This is a genomic window from Curtobacterium sp. NPDC089689, assembly GCF_044749145.1.
Lineage (GTDB): Bacteria > Actinomycetota > Actinomycetes > Actinomycetales > Microbacteriaceae > Curtobacterium.
Map to the genome: position 1 here is coordinate 493,028 of NZ_JBIVHJ010000003.1, position 16,868 is coordinate 509,895.

General features: G+C 72.8%; 11 protein-coding genes and 1 tRNA gene. 2 read left to right on the forward strand and 10 right to left on the reverse strand.

The genetic code is table 11. The features are described from left to right. Positions 1-30: 30 nt before the first annotated feature. The 9 genes from prmC to argS form a co-directional block, all read right to left on the reverse strand. A complete protein-coding gene (gene prmC / locus ACIPYW_RS13915; RefSeq protein ID WP_400414831.1) occupies positions 31-906 on the reverse strand; it encodes a peptide chain release factor N(5)-glutamine methyltransferase in 876 nt (291 codons plus the stop codon). A 23-nt stretch (positions 907-929) separates the two neighbouring features. Then, positions 930-2,012, reverse strand: a complete 1,083-nt coding sequence (gene prfA, locus ACIPYW_RS13920; RefSeq protein ID WP_290131568.1) for a peptide chain release factor 1 — start codon at positions 2,010-2,012, stop codon at positions 930-932. Positions 2,013-2,015: 3 nt separating this feature from the next. Further along, on the reverse strand, positions 2,016-4,223 hold the full coding sequence (gene rho, locus ACIPYW_RS13925; RefSeq protein WP_400414490.1) for a transcription termination factor Rho: 2,208 nt from the start codon (positions 4,221-4,223) through the stop codon (positions 2,016-2,018). A 163-nt stretch (positions 4,224-4,386) separates the two neighbouring features. After that, positions 4,387-5,310: a homoserine kinase gene (thrB, locus tag ACIPYW_RS13930; RefSeq protein ID WP_400414833.1), complete on the reverse strand. Its 924-nt coding sequence runs from the start codon at positions 5,308-5,310 to the stop codon at positions 4,387-4,389. A 68-nt stretch (positions 5,311-5,378) separates the two neighbouring features. After that, the gene (gene thrC / locus ACIPYW_RS13935) at positions 5,379-6,458 is read right to left on the reverse strand and encodes a threonine synthase (protein WP_290131565.1); all 1,080 of its coding nucleotides are present in this window, start codon (positions 6,456-6,458) and stop codon (positions 5,379-5,381) included. A gap of 53 nt (positions 6,459-6,511) precedes the next feature. Beyond that, entirely contained in the window at positions 6,512-7,843 is a 1,332-nt protein-coding gene (locus ACIPYW_RS13940; RefSeq protein WP_400414493.1) for a homoserine dehydrogenase, read from the reverse strand. A 29-nt stretch (positions 7,844-7,872) separates the two neighbouring features. Then, on the reverse strand, positions 7,873-9,297 hold the full coding sequence (gene lysA / locus ACIPYW_RS13945; protein ID WP_400414496.1) for a diaminopimelate decarboxylase: 1,425 nt from the start codon (positions 9,295-9,297) through the stop codon (positions 7,873-7,875). A 43-nt stretch (positions 9,298-9,340) separates the two neighbouring features. Next, complete coding sequence (locus ACIPYW_RS13950; protein WP_400414499.1) at positions 9,341-10,096, reverse strand: hypothetical protein; 756 nt, start codon at positions 10,094-10,096, stop codon at positions 9,341-9,343. A 230-nt stretch (positions 10,097-10,326) separates the two neighbouring features. Further along, positions 10,327-11,997 (reverse strand): arginine--tRNA ligase, encoded by a 1,671-nt coding sequence (argS, locus tag ACIPYW_RS13955; RefSeq protein WP_400414502.1) that lies wholly within the window; start codon positions 11,995-11,997, stop codon positions 10,327-10,329. 58 nt (positions 11,998-12,055) lie between these two features. Here argS and ACIPYW_RS13960 point away from each other — a divergent pair, with 58 nt between their 5' ends. After that, entirely contained in the window at positions 12,056-12,613 is a 558-nt protein-coding gene (locus tag ACIPYW_RS13960; protein WP_400414505.1) for a hypothetical protein, read from the forward strand. A gap of 116 nt (positions 12,614-12,729) precedes the next feature. On the opposite strand, the gene ACIPYW_RS13965 is transcribed toward ACIPYW_RS13960, so the two are convergent. Then, positions 12,730-12,801: transfer RNA gene (locus ACIPYW_RS13965), tRNA-Arg, on the reverse strand. 149 nt (positions 12,802-12,950) lie between these two features. Here ACIPYW_RS13965 and ACIPYW_RS13970 point away from each other — a divergent pair. Next, positions 12,951-16,859 (forward strand): Pls/PosA family non-ribosomal peptide synthetase, encoded by a 3,909-nt coding sequence (locus ACIPYW_RS13970; RefSeq protein WP_400414507.1) that lies wholly within the window; start codon positions 12,951-12,953, stop codon positions 16,857-16,859. Positions 16,860-16,868 lie beyond the last annotated feature (9 nt).

Below are 16,868 nucleotides of genomic sequence, written 5' to 3' on the forward strand. Positions count from 1 at the left end.
GCACGGCTCGCGTCCGCCCCGCGGGTCGCGTCAGCGGGTGGCCGTCGTGGTGCGGTCGCGGCCGGTCAGGTCGACGTGCGTCTCCGGGGAACGGAACCCCCGCGCGGCGATGACCTCGCGGACGCCCGCACCCTGCTGTTCCGCGTGCTCGACGACGAGCAGGCCGCCGGGCACGAGGAGGCGCCAGGCGGTCTCGGTGAGCGCACGGACGGCGTCGAGGCCGTCCGCTCCCCCGTACAGCGCGAGCGACGGGTCGTGGTCCCGGACCTCGGGGTCGACCGGCACCATGTCGTCGGGGACGTACGGCGGGTTCGACACGACGACGGAGACGGTGCCGTCGAGCTCGGGCAGCGCGTCGGCGAGGTCGCCCTCGACGAGCCGGACGGTGCCGCCGTGGGCGTCCACGTTCCGGCGGGTCCACGGCAGGGCCTCGGGTGAGCGCTCGACCGCGTACACGACCGCGTTCGGCACCTCGGTGTCCATCGCGATGGCGATCGCACCGCTGCCGGAGCCCAGGTCGACGGCCACGGGCGCGGGCAGCGCGGTGGCGCGGAGCGCGTCGATGCCGAACTGCACGACGCCCTCGGTCTCTGGTCGCGGGACGAACACGCCGGGTCCCACCGCGAGCGTGAGGGCACGGAAGTGCGCCTCGCCCGTGATGTGCTGGAGCGGCTCGCGGGTGGTCCGGCGGGCGACCGCGTGACGGAAGCGCTCGACGTGCTCCGGTGCGATCGCTCCCCCGGTCAGCACCCGGGCCTGGACGGCACCGCGTGAGGTGTCCGTCGCCCAGGCGAGCAGGAGCTCGGCGTCGACCCGTGGAGTCGGGACACCGGCACCGCCGAGCGCCGCGGTCGCCTGCTCGAGCAGGCGATCCGCAGCGAACGGGACGGGCGTGTCGGCGGTGATCCGAGCCTCCCGGCGGGGTTCGGTCACGCGTCCTGGTCGCCGATGGCGGCCAGGCGGGCCTCTTCGTCCGCGGTGATGGCGGACTGGATGACGGGTTCGAGCGCGCCGTTCATCACCCGGTCGAGGTCGTACGCCTTGTAGCCGGTCCGGTGGTCCGCGATGCGGTTCTCCGGGAAGTTGTACGTGCGGATGCGCTCGGAACGGTCCATGCCGCGGATCTGCGACTTGCGCGCGTCCGAGGCGATCGCGTCGAGCTCCTCCTGCTGCTTCGCGAGGATGCGTGCGCGGAGGACGCGCATGCCGGCCTCGCGGTTCTGCAGCTGCGACTTCTCGTTCTGCATCGCCACCGTGATGCCCGTGGGCAGGTGGGTGATGCGGACCGCGGAGTCCGTCGTGTTCACCGACTGACCGCCGGGGCCGGAGGACCGGTACACGTCGATCTTGAGGTCGTTCTGGTTGATCTGGACCTCTTCGGGCTCGTCGACCTCGGGGAACACCAGCACGCCCGTGGTCGACGTGTGGATGCGCCCCTGCGACTCGGTCGCCGGCACCCGCTGCACGCGGTGCACGCCGCCCTCGTACTTGAGGTGCGCCCAGACGCCCTGCGACGGGTCGGTCGCGTTCGACTTGATCGCGACCTGCACGTCCTTGTAGCCGCCGAGGTCGGACTCGGTGCGCTCGAGGAGCTCGACCTTCCAGCCCTTCGTCTCGGCGTAGTGCGAGTACATCCGCAGGAGGTCGGCCGCGAAGAGCGCCGACTCCTCGCCGCCCTCACCGCCCTTGATCTCCATGATGACGTCGCGGCCGTCGTCGGGGTCGCGCGGGATGAGCAGCCGACGGAGACGCTCCTGGCGCTCCTGCAGCTGCTCCTCGAGCGCGGGGACCTCGTCCGCGAACGCCTCGTCCTCGCGCGCGAGTTCCCGGGCGGCGGCGAGGTCGTCCCCCGCCGCCTGCCAGGACTCGTACGCGGACTTGATCTGGTTGAGCTCGGCGTACCGCCGGTTCACCTTCTTCGCACGGACCGGATCGGCGTGGAGCGCGGGGTCCGACAGCTGCTGCGTCAGGTCCTCGTGTTCCGCCAGCAGCCCCGCTACCGACTCGAACACCGGTTACTCCTGGTGGCCGTTGTGGTGCCCGCCGGTCGTGGGGACCGACTTCTGCACCTGGACCAGGAACTCGACGTTCGACTGCGTCTCCTTGAGGTTCCGCAGCACGATCTCGAGGGCCTGCTGCGGGTCGAGCCCGGCGAGGGCCCGGCGCAGGCGCCACGTGATCTTGACCTCGTCGGCGGAGAGCAGCTGCTCCTCGCGACGGGTGCCGGAGGCGTTGACGTCGACGGCCGGGAAGATCCGCTTGTCCGCGAGGTGGCGGTTGAGGCGGAGCTCCATGTTGCCGGTGCCCTTGAACTCCTCGAAGATGACCTCGTCCATCTTGGAGCCGGTCTCGACGAGCGCGGTCGCGAGGATGGTCAGCGAACCGCCGTCCTCGATGTTGCGCGCCGCGCCGAAGAAGCGCTTCGGCGGGTAGAGCGCGGCCGAGTCGACGCCACCGGAGAGCACGCGACCGGAGGCCGGCGTCGCCAGGTTGTAGGCACGACCGAGGCGCGTGATCGAATCGAGCAGCACGACGACGTCGTGACCGAGCTCCACGAGGCGCTTCGCCCGCTCGATGGCGAGCTCGGCGACCGTCGTGTGGTCCTCCGCCGGACGGTCGAAGGTCGAGGCGATGACCTCGCCCTTCACCGAGCGCTGCATGTCGGTGACCTCTTCGGGCCGCTCGTCCACGAGCACGACCATGAGGTGCGCCTCGGGGTTGTTCTTCGCGATCGCGTTGGCGATGGCCTGGAGCACGACCGTCTTGCCGGCCTTGGGCGGCGAGACGATGAGGCCGCGCTGGCCCTTGCCGATCGGCGACACGAGGTCGATGATCCGCGTCGACAGCTTCTGCGGCTCGGTCTCGAGGCGCAGGCGCTCGTTCGGGTACAGCGGCGTGAGGTCGGAGAAGTCCTTGCGGGCCGCCGCCTCCTCCGCGGTCTGCCCGTTGACGGTGTCGACCTTGACGAGCGCGTTGTACTTCTGGCGGCTCTGCTGCTCGCCGCCCTGCGGCTGCTTGATCGAGCCGACGATCGCGTCACCCTTGCGGAGGTGGTACTTCTTCACCTGGCCGAGCGAGACGTAGACGTCGCTCGGGCCGGGCAGGTAGCCGGTCGTCCGCACGAAGGCGTAGTTGTCGAGGACGTCGAGGATGCCCGCGATCGGGATGAGGACGTCGTCCTCGGTGACCTCCGGCTCGAGGTCGTCCTGCTGGCCGCCACGGCCGCGCTTGCGGTCACGCTGACGACGACTGCGGCCCTCGCCCTCCTGCGCGTCCTGCTGCGGGCCGTTCTGGTTGTTCTGCTTCTGCTGGCCCTGCTTCTGCTGACCGTTCTGGTCGTCCTGCTTCTGCTGGCCGTTCTGCTTCTGCTGGCCCTGCTTCTGCTGACCGTTCTGGTCGTCCTGCTTCTGCTGGCCCTGCTGGTCGTTGCCGCCCTGGCCGTTCCCGCCCTGGCCGTTGCCGCCCTGTCCGTTCTGCTCGCCGTTCTCGGCGTTCTGGCCGCGCCCACGACCGCGACCACGGCTGCGGCGTCCGCGACGCGAGCCGACCTCGCCCTGCTGGTCGCCCTCACCGGACTCGCCGCCCTGCTCGCCCGCCTGCGTGGCGGCGTCGTCCTGGGCCTCCTGACCGCCCTGCTGCTGGCCGTCCTGCTGCTGGCCGCGCCCGCGGCGCTGGCCGGCGGCCTGCGCGGCCTCTTGCGCGTCCTTCTCGGCACGGACCTGGTCGAGCCCGGCGAGGAGGTCCTCGGTGCCGGTGTGCCCGTGGTTCCGGTGCTCGGACGCCGACGTCGGCGCCGCGTTGACGGTGCCCGCCGAGGAGGCACGGCGCGAGCGACGCGCACGACCGCCGGTCGGCTGGTCGGTCGCGTCGGCGCCGGTGGCGGCGCCCGAGGTCGCGTCCTGCGCGGGCTGCTGCTGGGCGGCCGGCTCCTGCGCAGCGGCCGGCTGGTCGGCGGCGGGCTGCTCGGTCGCGGGCTGCTCGGCCTCGGACTGCTCGGTCGCGGGCTCGGGCAGCGTCGGCTGCTCGGCGACCGGGGTCTCGGCGGCGGGGGCGTCGGCCGTCGCGGGGCGCTTGTCCTCGATCGTGGCGATGAGGTCGCCCTTGCGCATCTTCGACAGGCCCGTGATGCCGAGGGAGGAAGCGATGCGCTGGAGCTCCGGGAGGCGGAGGGCGCGCAGGTCGCTGGGGATCTCCACCGGGGTGGAGTCGTTGACGTTCGTCAAGGTCGGTGTTTCCTTTCGAACCGCAGAACGCGGAGAGTTTCCACCGCCCCGGACGCACAGGGGTGCACTGACCGTCGTTCAGACGACGGACCGGGAAACGGTGATCAGAAAGAGATTGCCCCCGCGCACCGGACCCTGCACCGGCGAGGATCGTTCCTGCTGCCTATGCGGGATCGGCTTGGAGCGCCGAGTGCGCTGCCACTGTAGCACCACCCAGGTCCACGGCCAGCATGAGCGGGCGCCAGTCCGACTCCGCGTGTCGCGTCACGAGGTCCGCCGCGGTGAGTCGCTGCGCCGGATCGCTGCCGAGGACGAGGAGGCTCGGGCCGGCCCCGGACACGACCGCCGCGAGCCCGTGCTGCCGCAGGAGCCCGATGAGCACGTCGGTCTCGGGCATGGCGCTCGCCCGGTACGCCTGGTGCAGACGGTCCTCGGTCGCCGCCAGGAGCAGCTCGGGGCTCTGGATCAGTGCAGCGACCAGGAGCGCCGACCGCGACACGTTGAACGCGGCGTCCTCGTGGGGCACGCTCGCGGGCTGCAGGGACCGTGCGAGCTTGGTCGACAGCGTCGAGGTCGGCACGAAGACCACCGGCGAGACGCCGCGGTGCACGAGCAGCCGCTTGTACGCCGGCCCGTCCGCGGTCATCCACGCGATGGTGAGGCCGCCGAAGAGCGCCGGCGCGACGTTGTCCGGGTGCCCCTCCATCTCGGTGGCGAGCGTCAGGAGCGTCGAAGCGTCGAGGTCGACGACCCCCTCGAGGAGACCCCGCGCCGCCATGAGTCCGGCGACGATCGCCGCCGCGCTCGACCCGAGTCCACGGCCGTGCGGGATGGCGTTGACCGCGTGCAGCTCGAGACCCGGCTGCTCGGTCACGCCACCGGCCGCGAGCCCTCGGCGGACGGCCTGGACGACGAGGTTGGTGTCGTCCGTGGCGACCTCGCCGGCACCGACGCCCTCGACCGTCACGGTCGCGCCGGGCTCCGGCCGGACGCGCACCGTCACCTCGTCGTACAGCGACAGCGCGAGCCCGAGCGAGTCGAACCCCGGCCCGAGGTTCGCCGACGTCGCCGGCACCCGGACGCGCACCGCCCGTCCGGCCGGTACAGCGTGCTGGGCGGTCGTGCCCTCCCCCGGTCCGGACGAGCGGTGCGTGCTCACTCGGCGCCGACCAGTCCGAGCACGTCGGCGACGGACTTCGTGTCCACCGGCACGACCGTGGGCTGGACCTCGCTGCCGTCCTCGGTGCGGAGGGCCCACTGCGGGTCCTTCAGGCCGTGTCCGGTCACCGTGATGACGACCTTCGCGCCCTTGCCGACGACACCGGCGTCCGCGCGCTCCAGGAGCCCGGCGACACCGATCGCGGAGGCCGGCTCGACGAAGACGCCGACCTCGGCCGACAGGATGTGGTGCGCAGCGAGGATCGCCTCGTCGGAGATGGCGCCGAAGTAGCCGTCGGTCTCCTCGCGCGCGTCGAGGGCGTACTGCCACGAGGCGGGGTTGCCGATGCGGATGGCGGACGCGATCGTCTCGGGCTTCGGGACGACCTCACCGCGGACGATCGGGGCCGAGCCGGCGGCCTGGAAGCCGAACATGCGCGGGAGTTTCGACGAACGACCAGCGGCGACGTCCTCGCGGTAGCCGCGGGAGTACGCCGTGTAGTTGCCGGCGTTGCCGACGGGCAGGAAGTGGAAGTCCGGCGCGTCACCGAGGACGTCGACGACCTCGAACGCAGCGGTCTTCTGGCCCTCGATGCGGTCGTTGTTCACCGAGTTGACGAGGTGCACCGGGTAGTTCGCCGCGAGGTCGCGCGCGATGTCGAGGCAGTCGTCGAAGTTGCCCTGCACCTGGAGCAGCTGCCCGTCGTGCGCGATCGCCTGGCTGAGCTTGCCCATCGCGATCTTGCCCTCGGGCACGAGCACCGCGGCGGTGATGCCCGCGTGCGTGGCGTACGCGGCGGCCGACGCGCTCGTGTTGCCGGTCGAGGCGCAGATGACGGCCTTGGCGCCGTGCTCGACGGCCTTCGAGATCGCCATCGTCATGCCGCGGTCCTTGAACGAACCCGTCGGGTTCATGCCCTCGAACTTGACGTAGACGTCCGCCCCGGTGCGCTCGGAGAGCCGTCGCGCCGGGATGAGCGGGGTACCGCCCTCGCCGAGGGTGACGACGGGCGTCGCCTCGGTCACGTCGAGACGGTCGGCGTACTCGCGCAGGACTCCCTGCCACTGGTGGGCCATCAGGCTCCCCTTTGTATCGGTGTGCTGTTCGGGTGCGTGGGGGTGCGTGCGGCTCAGCCGCCGACGACCCGCAACACGCTGGTGATCTCGGCGACGACGTCCTCGTTGCGGAGCGCCACCACGGTGTCGGCGAGGTCGGACTCGCGCGCCAGGTGGGTGCCGATGACGAGCGTCGCGGTCGCACCGGTGCGGTCGGCACCGGGAGCGTCCGTCTGCAGCGCGCTGGTCTGTTCGACCGTCTCCACGCTGACGCCGTGCTTGGCCAGGACGCCCGCGACCGTCGACAGGACACCGGGGGCGTCCGCGACGTGGAGCGTGATCTGGTAGCGGGTGCGCACGGTCCCGATCGGGAACACGGGCAGGTCCGCCTGGGTCGACTCGGCGACGCCGGGGCCGCCGATGACGTGTCGACGCGCGGCGGACACGAGGTCGCCGAGGACGGCGGAGGCCGTCTCGACGCCGCCGGCTCCGGCGCCGTAGAACATGAGGTCGCCAGCGGCCTCGGCCTCGACGAACACGGCGTTCTTCGCGCCGTGCACGCTCGCGAGCGGGTGCGACTCCGGCACGAGCGCCGGGTAGACGCGGGCGGAGACGCCCTCGCGGCCGTCCTCGTCGGTCAGTCGCTCGGCCGTCGCGAGGATCTTCACGACGTAACCGGCCTTCCGGGCCGCGCGGACCTGGTCGATCGTGATCGCGGTGATGCCCTCCCGGTGGACGGCGACGAGCGGCACCGAGGTGTGGAACGCGAGCGAGGCGAGGATCGCGGCCTTCTGCGCGGCGTCGTAGCCCTCGATGTCGGCGGTCGGGTCGGCCTCGGCGTACCCGAGTGCGGTCGCGGTGGCGAGGGCGTCCTCGAACGTCGCGCCCTGGCGGTCCATCAGGTCGAGGATGAAGTTCGTGGTGCCGTTGACGATGCCCATGATGCGGACGATGCGGTCGCCGGCGAGGGAGTCGTGCAGCGGGCGGATGATCGGGATCGCGCCGGCGACGGCGGCCTCGTAGTAGAGCTGCGCACCCACCTGCTCGGCGGCGGCGAAGAGCTCCGGTCCGTGGGTGGCGAGGAGCGCCTTGTTGCCCGTGACGACGTCCGCGCCGGACTGCAGCGCCTGGAGGACGAGCGTCCGCGCCGGCTCGATGCCGCCGATGAGCTCGACGACGATGTCGGCGCCCAGGATCAGCGACTCGGCGTCGGTCGTGAAGAGGTCCTTCGGCAGGTCGACGTCCCGCTCCGCCTCGGTGTCGCGGACGGCGATCCCGACGAGCTCGAGGCCGGCGCCGGCACGCGAGGCGAGTTCGTCGCCGTGCTCCAGGAGGAGCCGCGCGACCTGCGACCCGACCGAGCCGGCTCCGAGCAGGGCGACGCGGACGTTGCGGTATTCGATCATCTGGGGGTGGTTCCTGTCGTTCGGGTGTGTCACCGGCCGGGGTCGGGTGCGGGGACGACCCCGGTGTCACGGGCGAGCAGGTCGTCGATCGACTCGCCCCGGACGAGGATACGGGCTGTGCCGTCCGCCACGGCGACGACCGGCGGGCGACCGACGTGGTTGTAGTTGCTCGCGAGGCTCCAGCAGTAGGCACCGGTCGCGGCGACGGCGAGGAGGTCGCCGCGGTGCACGTCGCCCGGCAGGTACTCGTCCTGCACGACGACGTCGCCGCTCTCGCAGTGCTTGCCGACGACCCGGCTGAGCACCGCCGGCGCGTCCGAGCTCCGGGCGAGGCGGGCGGTGTAGTCGGCGCCGTACAGTGCGGGGCGGGCGTTGTCGCTCATGCCGCCGTCGACGGACACGTACGTGCGGGTCGCGGTCGCCTCGGACGCGGGCGCGTCGAGCTCCAGCGTCACGGGCTTGATCGTGCCGACGGAGTAGAGCGTGATGCCGGCGGGGCCGACGATGTACCGACCGGGTTCCACCGCGATCTCGGGCACCGGGATCCCGCGTTCCGCGCAGGCCTCGGCGACGATCGTGGCAAGGGCCTCGGCGACGTCCTCGGGCGCGAACGCCGAGTCGGCCTCGGTGTAGTCGATGCCCCATCCGCCGCCGAGGTTGAGCTCCGGCACCGGCCCCGTGGCCACGAGCGCTGCGTGCACGTCCATGAGGCGCCGGGCGGCCTCGCGGAAGCCGGACTCGTCGAAGATCTGCGAGCCGATGTGCGAGTGCAGGCCGACGAACGCGAGCGAGGGCTCCGCGCGGACCGCCGCAGCGGCCTGCTCGGCCTCGGTCAGCGGGATGCCGAACTTCTGGTCCTCGCGGGCGGTCGCGAGGTACTCGTGCGTGGAGGCGTGCACGCCGCTGTTGATCCGGATGCGGACGCGCTGCACGACACCGGCGTCGGCGGCGGCCCGGGCGACGCGCTGCACCTCCTCGTGGCTGTCGAGGACGATCGTGCCGACCCCGACCTCGACGGCGCGGGCGATCTCGGCGTCGGACTTGTCGTTGCCGTGGAAGCCGAGCATCCCCGGGTCGACACCGCCGGCCAGGGCGACCGCGAGCTCCCCGCCTGTGCAGACGTCGACGCGCAGGTCCGCCCCGGCCATCCACGCGGCGACCTGGGTCGTCAGGAACGCCTTGCCGGCGTAGTAGACGTGCGCACGGGTGCCGATCCGGCCGAACGCGTCCGAGAAGGCGGTCCGCACGCGCACGGCTCGGGACTGCACGTCGCGCTCGTCGACCACGTAGAGGGGTGTGCCGAACTGCCGGGCGAGGTCCGAGGCGGTGATCCCGCCCACGGCGAGCTCGCCGTCGTCCGTCCGGGTCGCGGACGCGGGCCAGATGCGCGCCGTCAGCGCGGAGGCGTCCGTCGGGAACCGCAGCCGCGGCGGGGCAAGGGGGTTCTCGCTCACGGGACCCGATCCTACCGAGCCGTGAGGAGCCTCCCGTCCGGTGTTACGAGCAGGACCCCACGGACCGCAGCCCGTCCTCGCTGAGCGGCAGGGAGTCCGCGGTGACGCGGACGGTCGCGTCGCGTGCCGTGATGTCGAGGTCGCGCACCGCGAGCTGGGACGGCAGGAAGCGGGCGGTGCACACCTCGACCGGGACGTTCGTGACGCCGGGGATCGAGTCGACCTTGAGGCCGAGCGACGAGTTGGTGATGCGGACGCTCTTCGGGGTGATCGTCACGCCCTTGCCGTCGTCCTGCGTCACGACGTCGCCGCGCGCGGCGTAGGTGATGTCGTAGCCGAGGACGGCCGTCTTGCCGGAGAGCTCGACCCCGCCGTCGACGAGCTTCAGGCGCTCGAACAGCGGGCTGTACTTCGCGAGGTCGGAGACGCTGCTCGACGCGAGGGTCACGGTGCCGTCGAGGTCGCGCACGTCCCCCTCGCCGTCGACGGGGACGTCGTGCACGGTGACGTCGGCGGCGAGCGGGATGCCGTCGACCGTGATCTTCCGTGAGGAGATCTCGACCTGGTCGAGCGTCCCGCCGATGAGCTGCGGGATGACGATGCCGTCCGCGTGCGCGTCGACCTGGCCGGTGGTGCCCTCGGGGAGGGACTGCTCGACCTGTTGGGCGATGATCCGGTCGACGACACCGCGGAGGACGAACTCGGCGATCACCACGAGGGCGGCGAGGACGACGAGGACGACGACGAGGACGATCGGCCAGCGGCGGCGCTTCGGGCGGGCGGCGGGGACGGCGGTCATGCGTCCCACCCTGCCAGCACCCACCGTCAGCCAGCCTGGAGGCGCGGCGTGCGCCCGGTGGGTGTCCGCCGCGGGAGCGCTGGGTGCGGCGCGGCGCGCCGGGCGCGCCGAGCCCCGGCGCCAGCTGCATCCGCACAACCGAAGACACCCGGCACCACGGGGAACCGTGGTGCCGGGTGTCTTCGGTTGGGCGGCGCGCGCCGGCGGCGGCGCGGCGCCCCGCGCCCGCGCTACATGCGCTCGGGCGCGCTCACCCCGAGGAGGCCGAGGCCGTTGCGGATGACCTGCCCGGTGGCGTCGTTCAGCCAGAGGCGCGTGCGGTGAAGGTCCGTCACGGGCTCGTCCCCGAACGGCGTCACGCGGCAGGAGTCGTACCAGCGGTGGTACAGCCCCGCGAGCTGCTCGATGTAGCGCGCGATGCGGTGCGGCTCACGGAGCTCGGCGGCCTGCCGGACGACCCGCGGGTACTCGGCGAGGGCCCCGACGAGGGTGCTCTCGGTCTCGTGCGTCAGGAGCGAGGCGTCGAACGCGGACCGGTCGACCCCGGATGCGGCGGCGTTGCGGGCGACCGACTGCGTGCGGGCGTGGGCGTACTGCACGTAGAAGACCGGGTTGTCGTTGGTCCGCTTCGTGAGCAGGTCGAGGTCGATGTCGATCGAGGTGTCGCTCGCGAAGCGCACGAGGGCGTACCGGCCGGCGTCGACACCGACGGCGTCGACGAGGTCCTCCATCGTGACGATCGTGCCGTTGCGCTTCGACATGCGCATCGGTTCGCCGTCCTTGAGCAGGTTGACCATCTGCCCGATGAGGATCTCGAGGTTCGTGCCGGGTTCGTCACCGAACGCCGCGCACATCGCCATCATGCGGCCGACGTAGCCGTGGTGGTCGGCGCCGAGCATGATGAGGTTCCGCTCGAAGCCTCGCTCGCGCTTGTCGAGGTAGTACGCCAGGTCGCCCGCGATGTAGGCCGGCTGCCCGTCCGACTTGATGACGACGCGGTCCCGGTCGTCGCCGAAGTCGGTCGTGCGGAGCCAGAGCGCACCCTCGGCCTCGTACATCTTGCCGAGCGACTGCAGCCGCTCGATGGCCCGCTCGACGGCCTTTGACTCGTGCAGCGAGTTCTCGTGGAAGTACACGTCGAAGTCGACGCCGAAGTCGTGCAGCGACGACTTGATGTCCGCGAACATGAACTCGACGCCCTCGCGCCGGAACAGCTCCTGTGCCTCGTCGCGCGGCAGGTCCCGCACGTCGGTGCCGGCCGGCAGCGTGGCGATCACGCGCGCCGCGATCTCGCCGATGTACGCGCCGCCGTAGCCGTCCTCGGGCGTGGGCTCGCCGAGCGCCGACGCCACGAGGGACCGGGCGAAGCGGTCGATCTGCGCGCCGTGGTCGTTGAAGTAGTACTCGCGGGTGACGAGTCCGCCCTGCGCCTCGAACACGCGGGCGAGGCTGTCGCCGACCGCGGCCCAGCGGACGCCGCCCATGTGGATCGGACCGGTCGGGTTCGCGGAGACGAACTCGAGGTCGATCTTCACCCCGTCGTACAGGTCGCCCTGCCCGAACGCGGCGCCCTCGTCGACGATGGTCTTGGCGATCGCGCCGGCGGCGGCCGCATCGAGCGTGATGTTGATGAACCCGGGGCCGGCGACGTCGACCGAGGCCACGCCGTCGAGCTCGGTCAGCTCCCCCGCGATCTCGGTCGCGAGCTCGCGCGGGTTCGTCCCGAGGCGCTTCGCCAGCTGCATCGCGGCGTTCGACGCCCAGTCACCGTGCGCCCGGTTCTTCGGCCGTTCGAGGGCCGCGTGCGACTCCTCGACCGTCACCGTGTCCGAGGCGCCTCGTCGCTCCACGATCCCCGTCAGGATCGACAGGTACGCGGCGGAGAGTTCGGCTGGTGTCATAGCGGTCGATTCTACCGGCGTCCACGGGCCTCCCCGGACGATGCGCCATCATGGCCGGATGACCTCCCGCAGCCGCGTCCGGGCGATCAGCGCCGCCGTCCTCGCGACCACGTCCGTCGCCGTGCTCGCCGCGTGCTCCGGCGGCGGCGGAGCGGGTCCGACGCCGTCCGCGACGGCGATCGGGAAGCCCGTGTCGCAGACGTGCGCGGAGCTGCTCCCCCTCGAGTCGCTCGCGGTGTACGGCCAGGCGTTCGAGCAGGTCGAGTCCTACCGGCCCGCGAAGGGCACACCGGCGGCCCGGATCGTCCAGCAGCGGGGGCGCGCGTGCCAGTTCCGCGAGGTGTCGGACCACTCCGTGACGATCGCGTTCGCCGTCGCCGACTTGCCTGAGAAGTCGCTCACGAACCTCAAGGACGCGCTGTACCAGCGGGGCGGATCGGTGCCGACCTACACGGTCGAGGGGTACTTCGACCTGGCGGACGACGGGGTCGGGCGGGCGGACGCGTTCGCGGACCCGTACTGGATCACCGCGTCGTCGACGCTCTTCACCGAGCCGGGCGGCGCCCAGCCGGTGGTGGACGCCGTGCGCGGCGTCGTGAAGCCGACCGCGAAGTAGACGCGACCGGGCGCCGGCCTGGAGGCCCGTGGCGGCCCCGCCCCGTGCCTCCCGGCCGTCCTCTGGTCACCCCCGGAACCACGAAACCCCCACTCGGTGAGTGGGGGTTTCCCTTGTGCCCCCAGGAGGATTCGAACCTCCGCCCCTGCCTCCGGAGGGCAGTGCTCTATCCCCTGAGCTATGGGGGCCCGGGGTGTCACCAACCGTAGCAGGTCTCCGGCACCCTCTCGGACCAGGCGTGTCGCGCGACGGCTCGCAGCGGTGTTTCCCGAGGCGTCACGTCGACCCCCTAGGATCGCGGCCCGGTCGCCCAGCACACGACCAGGGAGAGGACTCGATGACCACCGCCACAGGGAACCCGCAGCTCGAGCTCGCACGCGGCGCACACGCGCCTGCGCCCCGGACCCTCCTCGACGTCCTCACCGAGACCGCGACGACGCACCCGGACGCCCTCGCCCTCGAGGACCCCGACGGCACCCTCGACTACCGGGCCCTGCTGGCGGCGGTGCACGCGCAGGCCGACGACCTCGCACGCCGAGGCGTCCGTCGCGGCGACCGGGTCGGCGTCCGCATCCCGTCCGGCGGGCGCGACCTCTACGTGTCGATCCTCGCGGTGCTGACGGCCGGCGCCGCGTACGTCCCGGTCGACGCCGACGACCCCGAGGAGCGGGCGACGCTCGTCTTCGGCGAGGCCGGCGTCGTGGGGGTCGTCGGAGCGGGCGGGGTGCTCGCCGACCGCGAGGGCACGCCCCTGCCGGTGACCGACCCCGCGGCGAGCGCCGACCTCCCCCGGCTGGAGGACGACGCGTGGATCATCTTCACCTCGGGGTCGACCGGGGTGCCGAAGGGCGTGGCGGTGACGCACCGGAGTGCTGCGGCGTTCGTGGACGCCGAGGCGCGCATGTTCCTGCAGGATGCGCCGATCGGCCCGGGTGACCGGGTGCTGGCGGGGTTGAGCGTGGCGTTCGACGCGTCGTGCGAGGAGATGTGGCTGGCGTGGGGGCACGGTGCGTGCCTGGTGCCGGCGCCGCGGTCGCTGGTGCGGACGGGGGTGGACCTCGGGCCGTGGTTGATCGCGCACACGATCACGGTGGTGTCGACGGTGCCGACGCTCGCGGCGCTGTGGCCGGACGACGCGCTGGAGCAGGTGCGGCTGGTGATCTTCGGTGGTGAGGCGTGTCCCCCGGAGCTGGCGGCTCGGATCGCGTCGCGGGGCCGGGAGTTGTGGGACACGTACGGGCCGACCGAGGCGACCGTGGTGGCGTGTGGTGCGCTCATGGACGGGACCGCACCGGTGCGGATCGGGCTGCCGTTGGACGGGTGGGACCTGGCGGTGGTGGACGAGGCCGGGCAGCGGGTCGCGCCGGGTGGTGTCGGCGAGCTGGTGATCGGCGGTGTCGGGCTGGGGCGGTACCTGGACCCGGCGAAGGACGCGGAGAAGTACGCGGCGTTCCCGGAGCTCGGGTGGGAGCGGGCGTACCGGAGTGGTGACCTGGTGCGGTACGAGCCCGAGGGGCTGGTGTTCCAGGGTCGGGCGGACGACCAGGTGAAGCTCGGTGGTCGGCGGATCGAGCTGGGTGAGGTGGACGCGGCGCTGCAGGCGTTGGACGGGGTGGCCGGTGGTGCTGCGGTGGTGCAGCGGACGCCGGCGGGCAACCAGGTGCTGGTCGGGTACGTGGCGCCGGTGACGGGGCGGGCGGTGGACGTGGCGGCGGCGAACGCACGGTTGCGTGCGGAGCTGCCGGCGGCGCTGGTGCCGCTGGTGGCGGTGGTGGACTCCCTGCCGACGCGGACGTCCGGCAAGGTCGACCGTGCGGCGCTGCCGTGGCCGCTGCCGGGGGTCGCGGACGTCGCGGACCTGCCGGAGACGGTCGCGTGGATCGCGGAGCGGTGGTCGGCGATCCTCGGGGTGCCGGTGACGGGTGTGGACGACGACTTCTTCGCGCACGGTGGCGGGTCGTTGACGGCGGCGCAGCTGGTGTCGGCGATCCGGGAGCGGTTCCCGACGACGACCGTGGCGGACGTGTACGACCATCCCCGGATCGGTGCGTTGGCCGCGGCGCTGGACGAGTCCGGTGCGGCGGAGGCGTCGGAACGGCCGGTGGCGCCGGTGGCGCCGGTGACGGGGTTCCTGCTGACGGTGCTCGGGCTGCCGGTGCAGGTGCTCCGCGGGTTGCGGGTGCTGACGTGGACGTCGCTGGTGTCGACCGTCCTGCACGCGACGTCGTTGCCGTTCCTGCCGTCGGTGCCGTGGCCGTGGCTGGTGCTCGCGTTGCTGGTGTTCGTCACCCCGGTGGGGAAGATGGCGGTGACGGTGGTGCTCGCGCGGCTGCTGCTGCTGGGTGTCCGGCCGGGTGACCATCCGCGTGGTGGGTCGGTGCACGTGCGGGTGTGGCTCGCGGAGCGGATCGCGGAGGCGGTGGACGGTCCGTCGACGGCCGGTGCGCCGTGGATCAGCTACTACGCGCGTGCGCTCGGGGTACGGATCGGGCGGGACGTGGACCTGCACGCGCTGCCCCCGGTGACGGGGATGCTGCGGGTGGGGGCCAGGGCGTCGATCGAGCCCGAGGTGGACCTCGCGGGGCACTGGGTGGACGGCGACGTCTTCCGACTCGGGCCGGTGCGGGTGGACGCGGACGCGGTGGTGCGGAGCCGGTCGACGCTGCTGCCGGGCGCGCACGTGGGGGCCGGTGCGGAGGTCGAGCCCGGTTCGTCGGTGACCGGCCAGGTCCCCGACGGCGAGCGGTGGGCGGGTTCGCCGGCGGAGCGCGTCGGGTCGGCTCGGCACGACCGGGAGGCACGACCCGCCTCCCGTCGACGCTGGCTCGTCGCGTACGGGGCCGGTTCGGTCGCGGTGGCCGGGCTGCCCGTCGTCGGGGTCGCGGCGGGACTCGCGGTGACGGCGGCGCTGGTGGGTGCGGCGCCGAGCCTCGGGGCGGCGGTGCTCCGTGCGCTCGCGGTGGTGCCGCTCGCGACGGTCGTCGCCGGGCTCGTCTACGCGCTGCTGGTGGTCGCGTCGGTGCGGCTGCTCGGTCTGGGACTGCACGAGGGACGGCACCCGGTGCGGAGCCGGATCGGCTGGCAGGTGTGGACGACCGAGCGGGTGCTCGACGCTGCGCGGACGCTGCTGTTCCCGGTCTACGCCTCGCTCGTGACGCCGCTGTGGCTCCGGCTGCTGGGCGCCCGGGTCGGACGGAACACCGAGATCTCGACGGTCCTGCTCATCCCGGCGCTGACGCAGATCGCGTCGGGGGCCTTCCTCGCCGACGACACGATGGTCGCGACGTACGAGCTCGGCGGCGGTCGGGTGACGATCGGTCGGTCGAAGGTGGGTCGTCGCGCGTTCCTCGGGAACTCGGGGATGACGGGTGCCGGGCGGTCGGTCCCCCGCGAAGCCCTGGTGGCCGTGCTCTCCGCGGTGCCGAAGAAGGCCAAGCGCGGTTCGTCGTGGCTCGGGACCCCGCCCGTGCGGCTGCGGCGTGCGACGACGACGTTCGACGAGGAACGCACGTTCCGGCCGCCGCGGAGGCTCAAGGTCGCGCGCGGGTGCTGGGAGCTGCTGCGCCTCCTGGCGCCGATGGTGTCGGCGGCGATCGCACTCGGCGTCGTCGGGACGTTCCTCGGCCTGTGGTCGACCATCGGGCTCGGCTGGACCGTCCTGCTCGCGGGTCCGGTGCTCATCGTCGCCGGTGCGGTCGCGGCCGCGGTGTCGACCACGGCGAAGTGGGCCCTCGTCGGGCGGATCGACGCGGGCGAGCACCCGCTGTGGTCGTCGTTCGTGTGGCGGAACGAGGTGCAGGACACCTTCGTCGAGACCGTCGCGCGGCCGTGGTTCGCGGAGCAGTGCACGGGGACCCCGGCGCTCGCGGCGTGGCTGCGGACGCTCGGTGCGCGGATCGGCCGAGGGACGTGGATCGAGACGTACTGGCTCCCCGAGGCCGACCTCGTGGCGATCGGCGACGGCGCCACCGTGTCGCGCGGGACCGTCGTGCAGACGCACCTGTTCCACGACCGGGTGATGCAGCTCGACGCCGTCCGGCTCGACGCCGGCGCGACGCTCGGGCCGCACAGCGTCGTCCTGCCGGCGGCGGGGCTCGGGGCGGGGTCGACGGTCGGGCCGGTGTCCCTCGTGATGCGCGGGGAGCAGGTGCCGGCCGGATCGCTGTGGTCCGGGAACCCCATCGCGCCGTGGGCCGCGCCACCGTGGGCGTCCGGCGATCCTGCGTCCGGCGGCACCGCGCCGTAGGGCGGCACC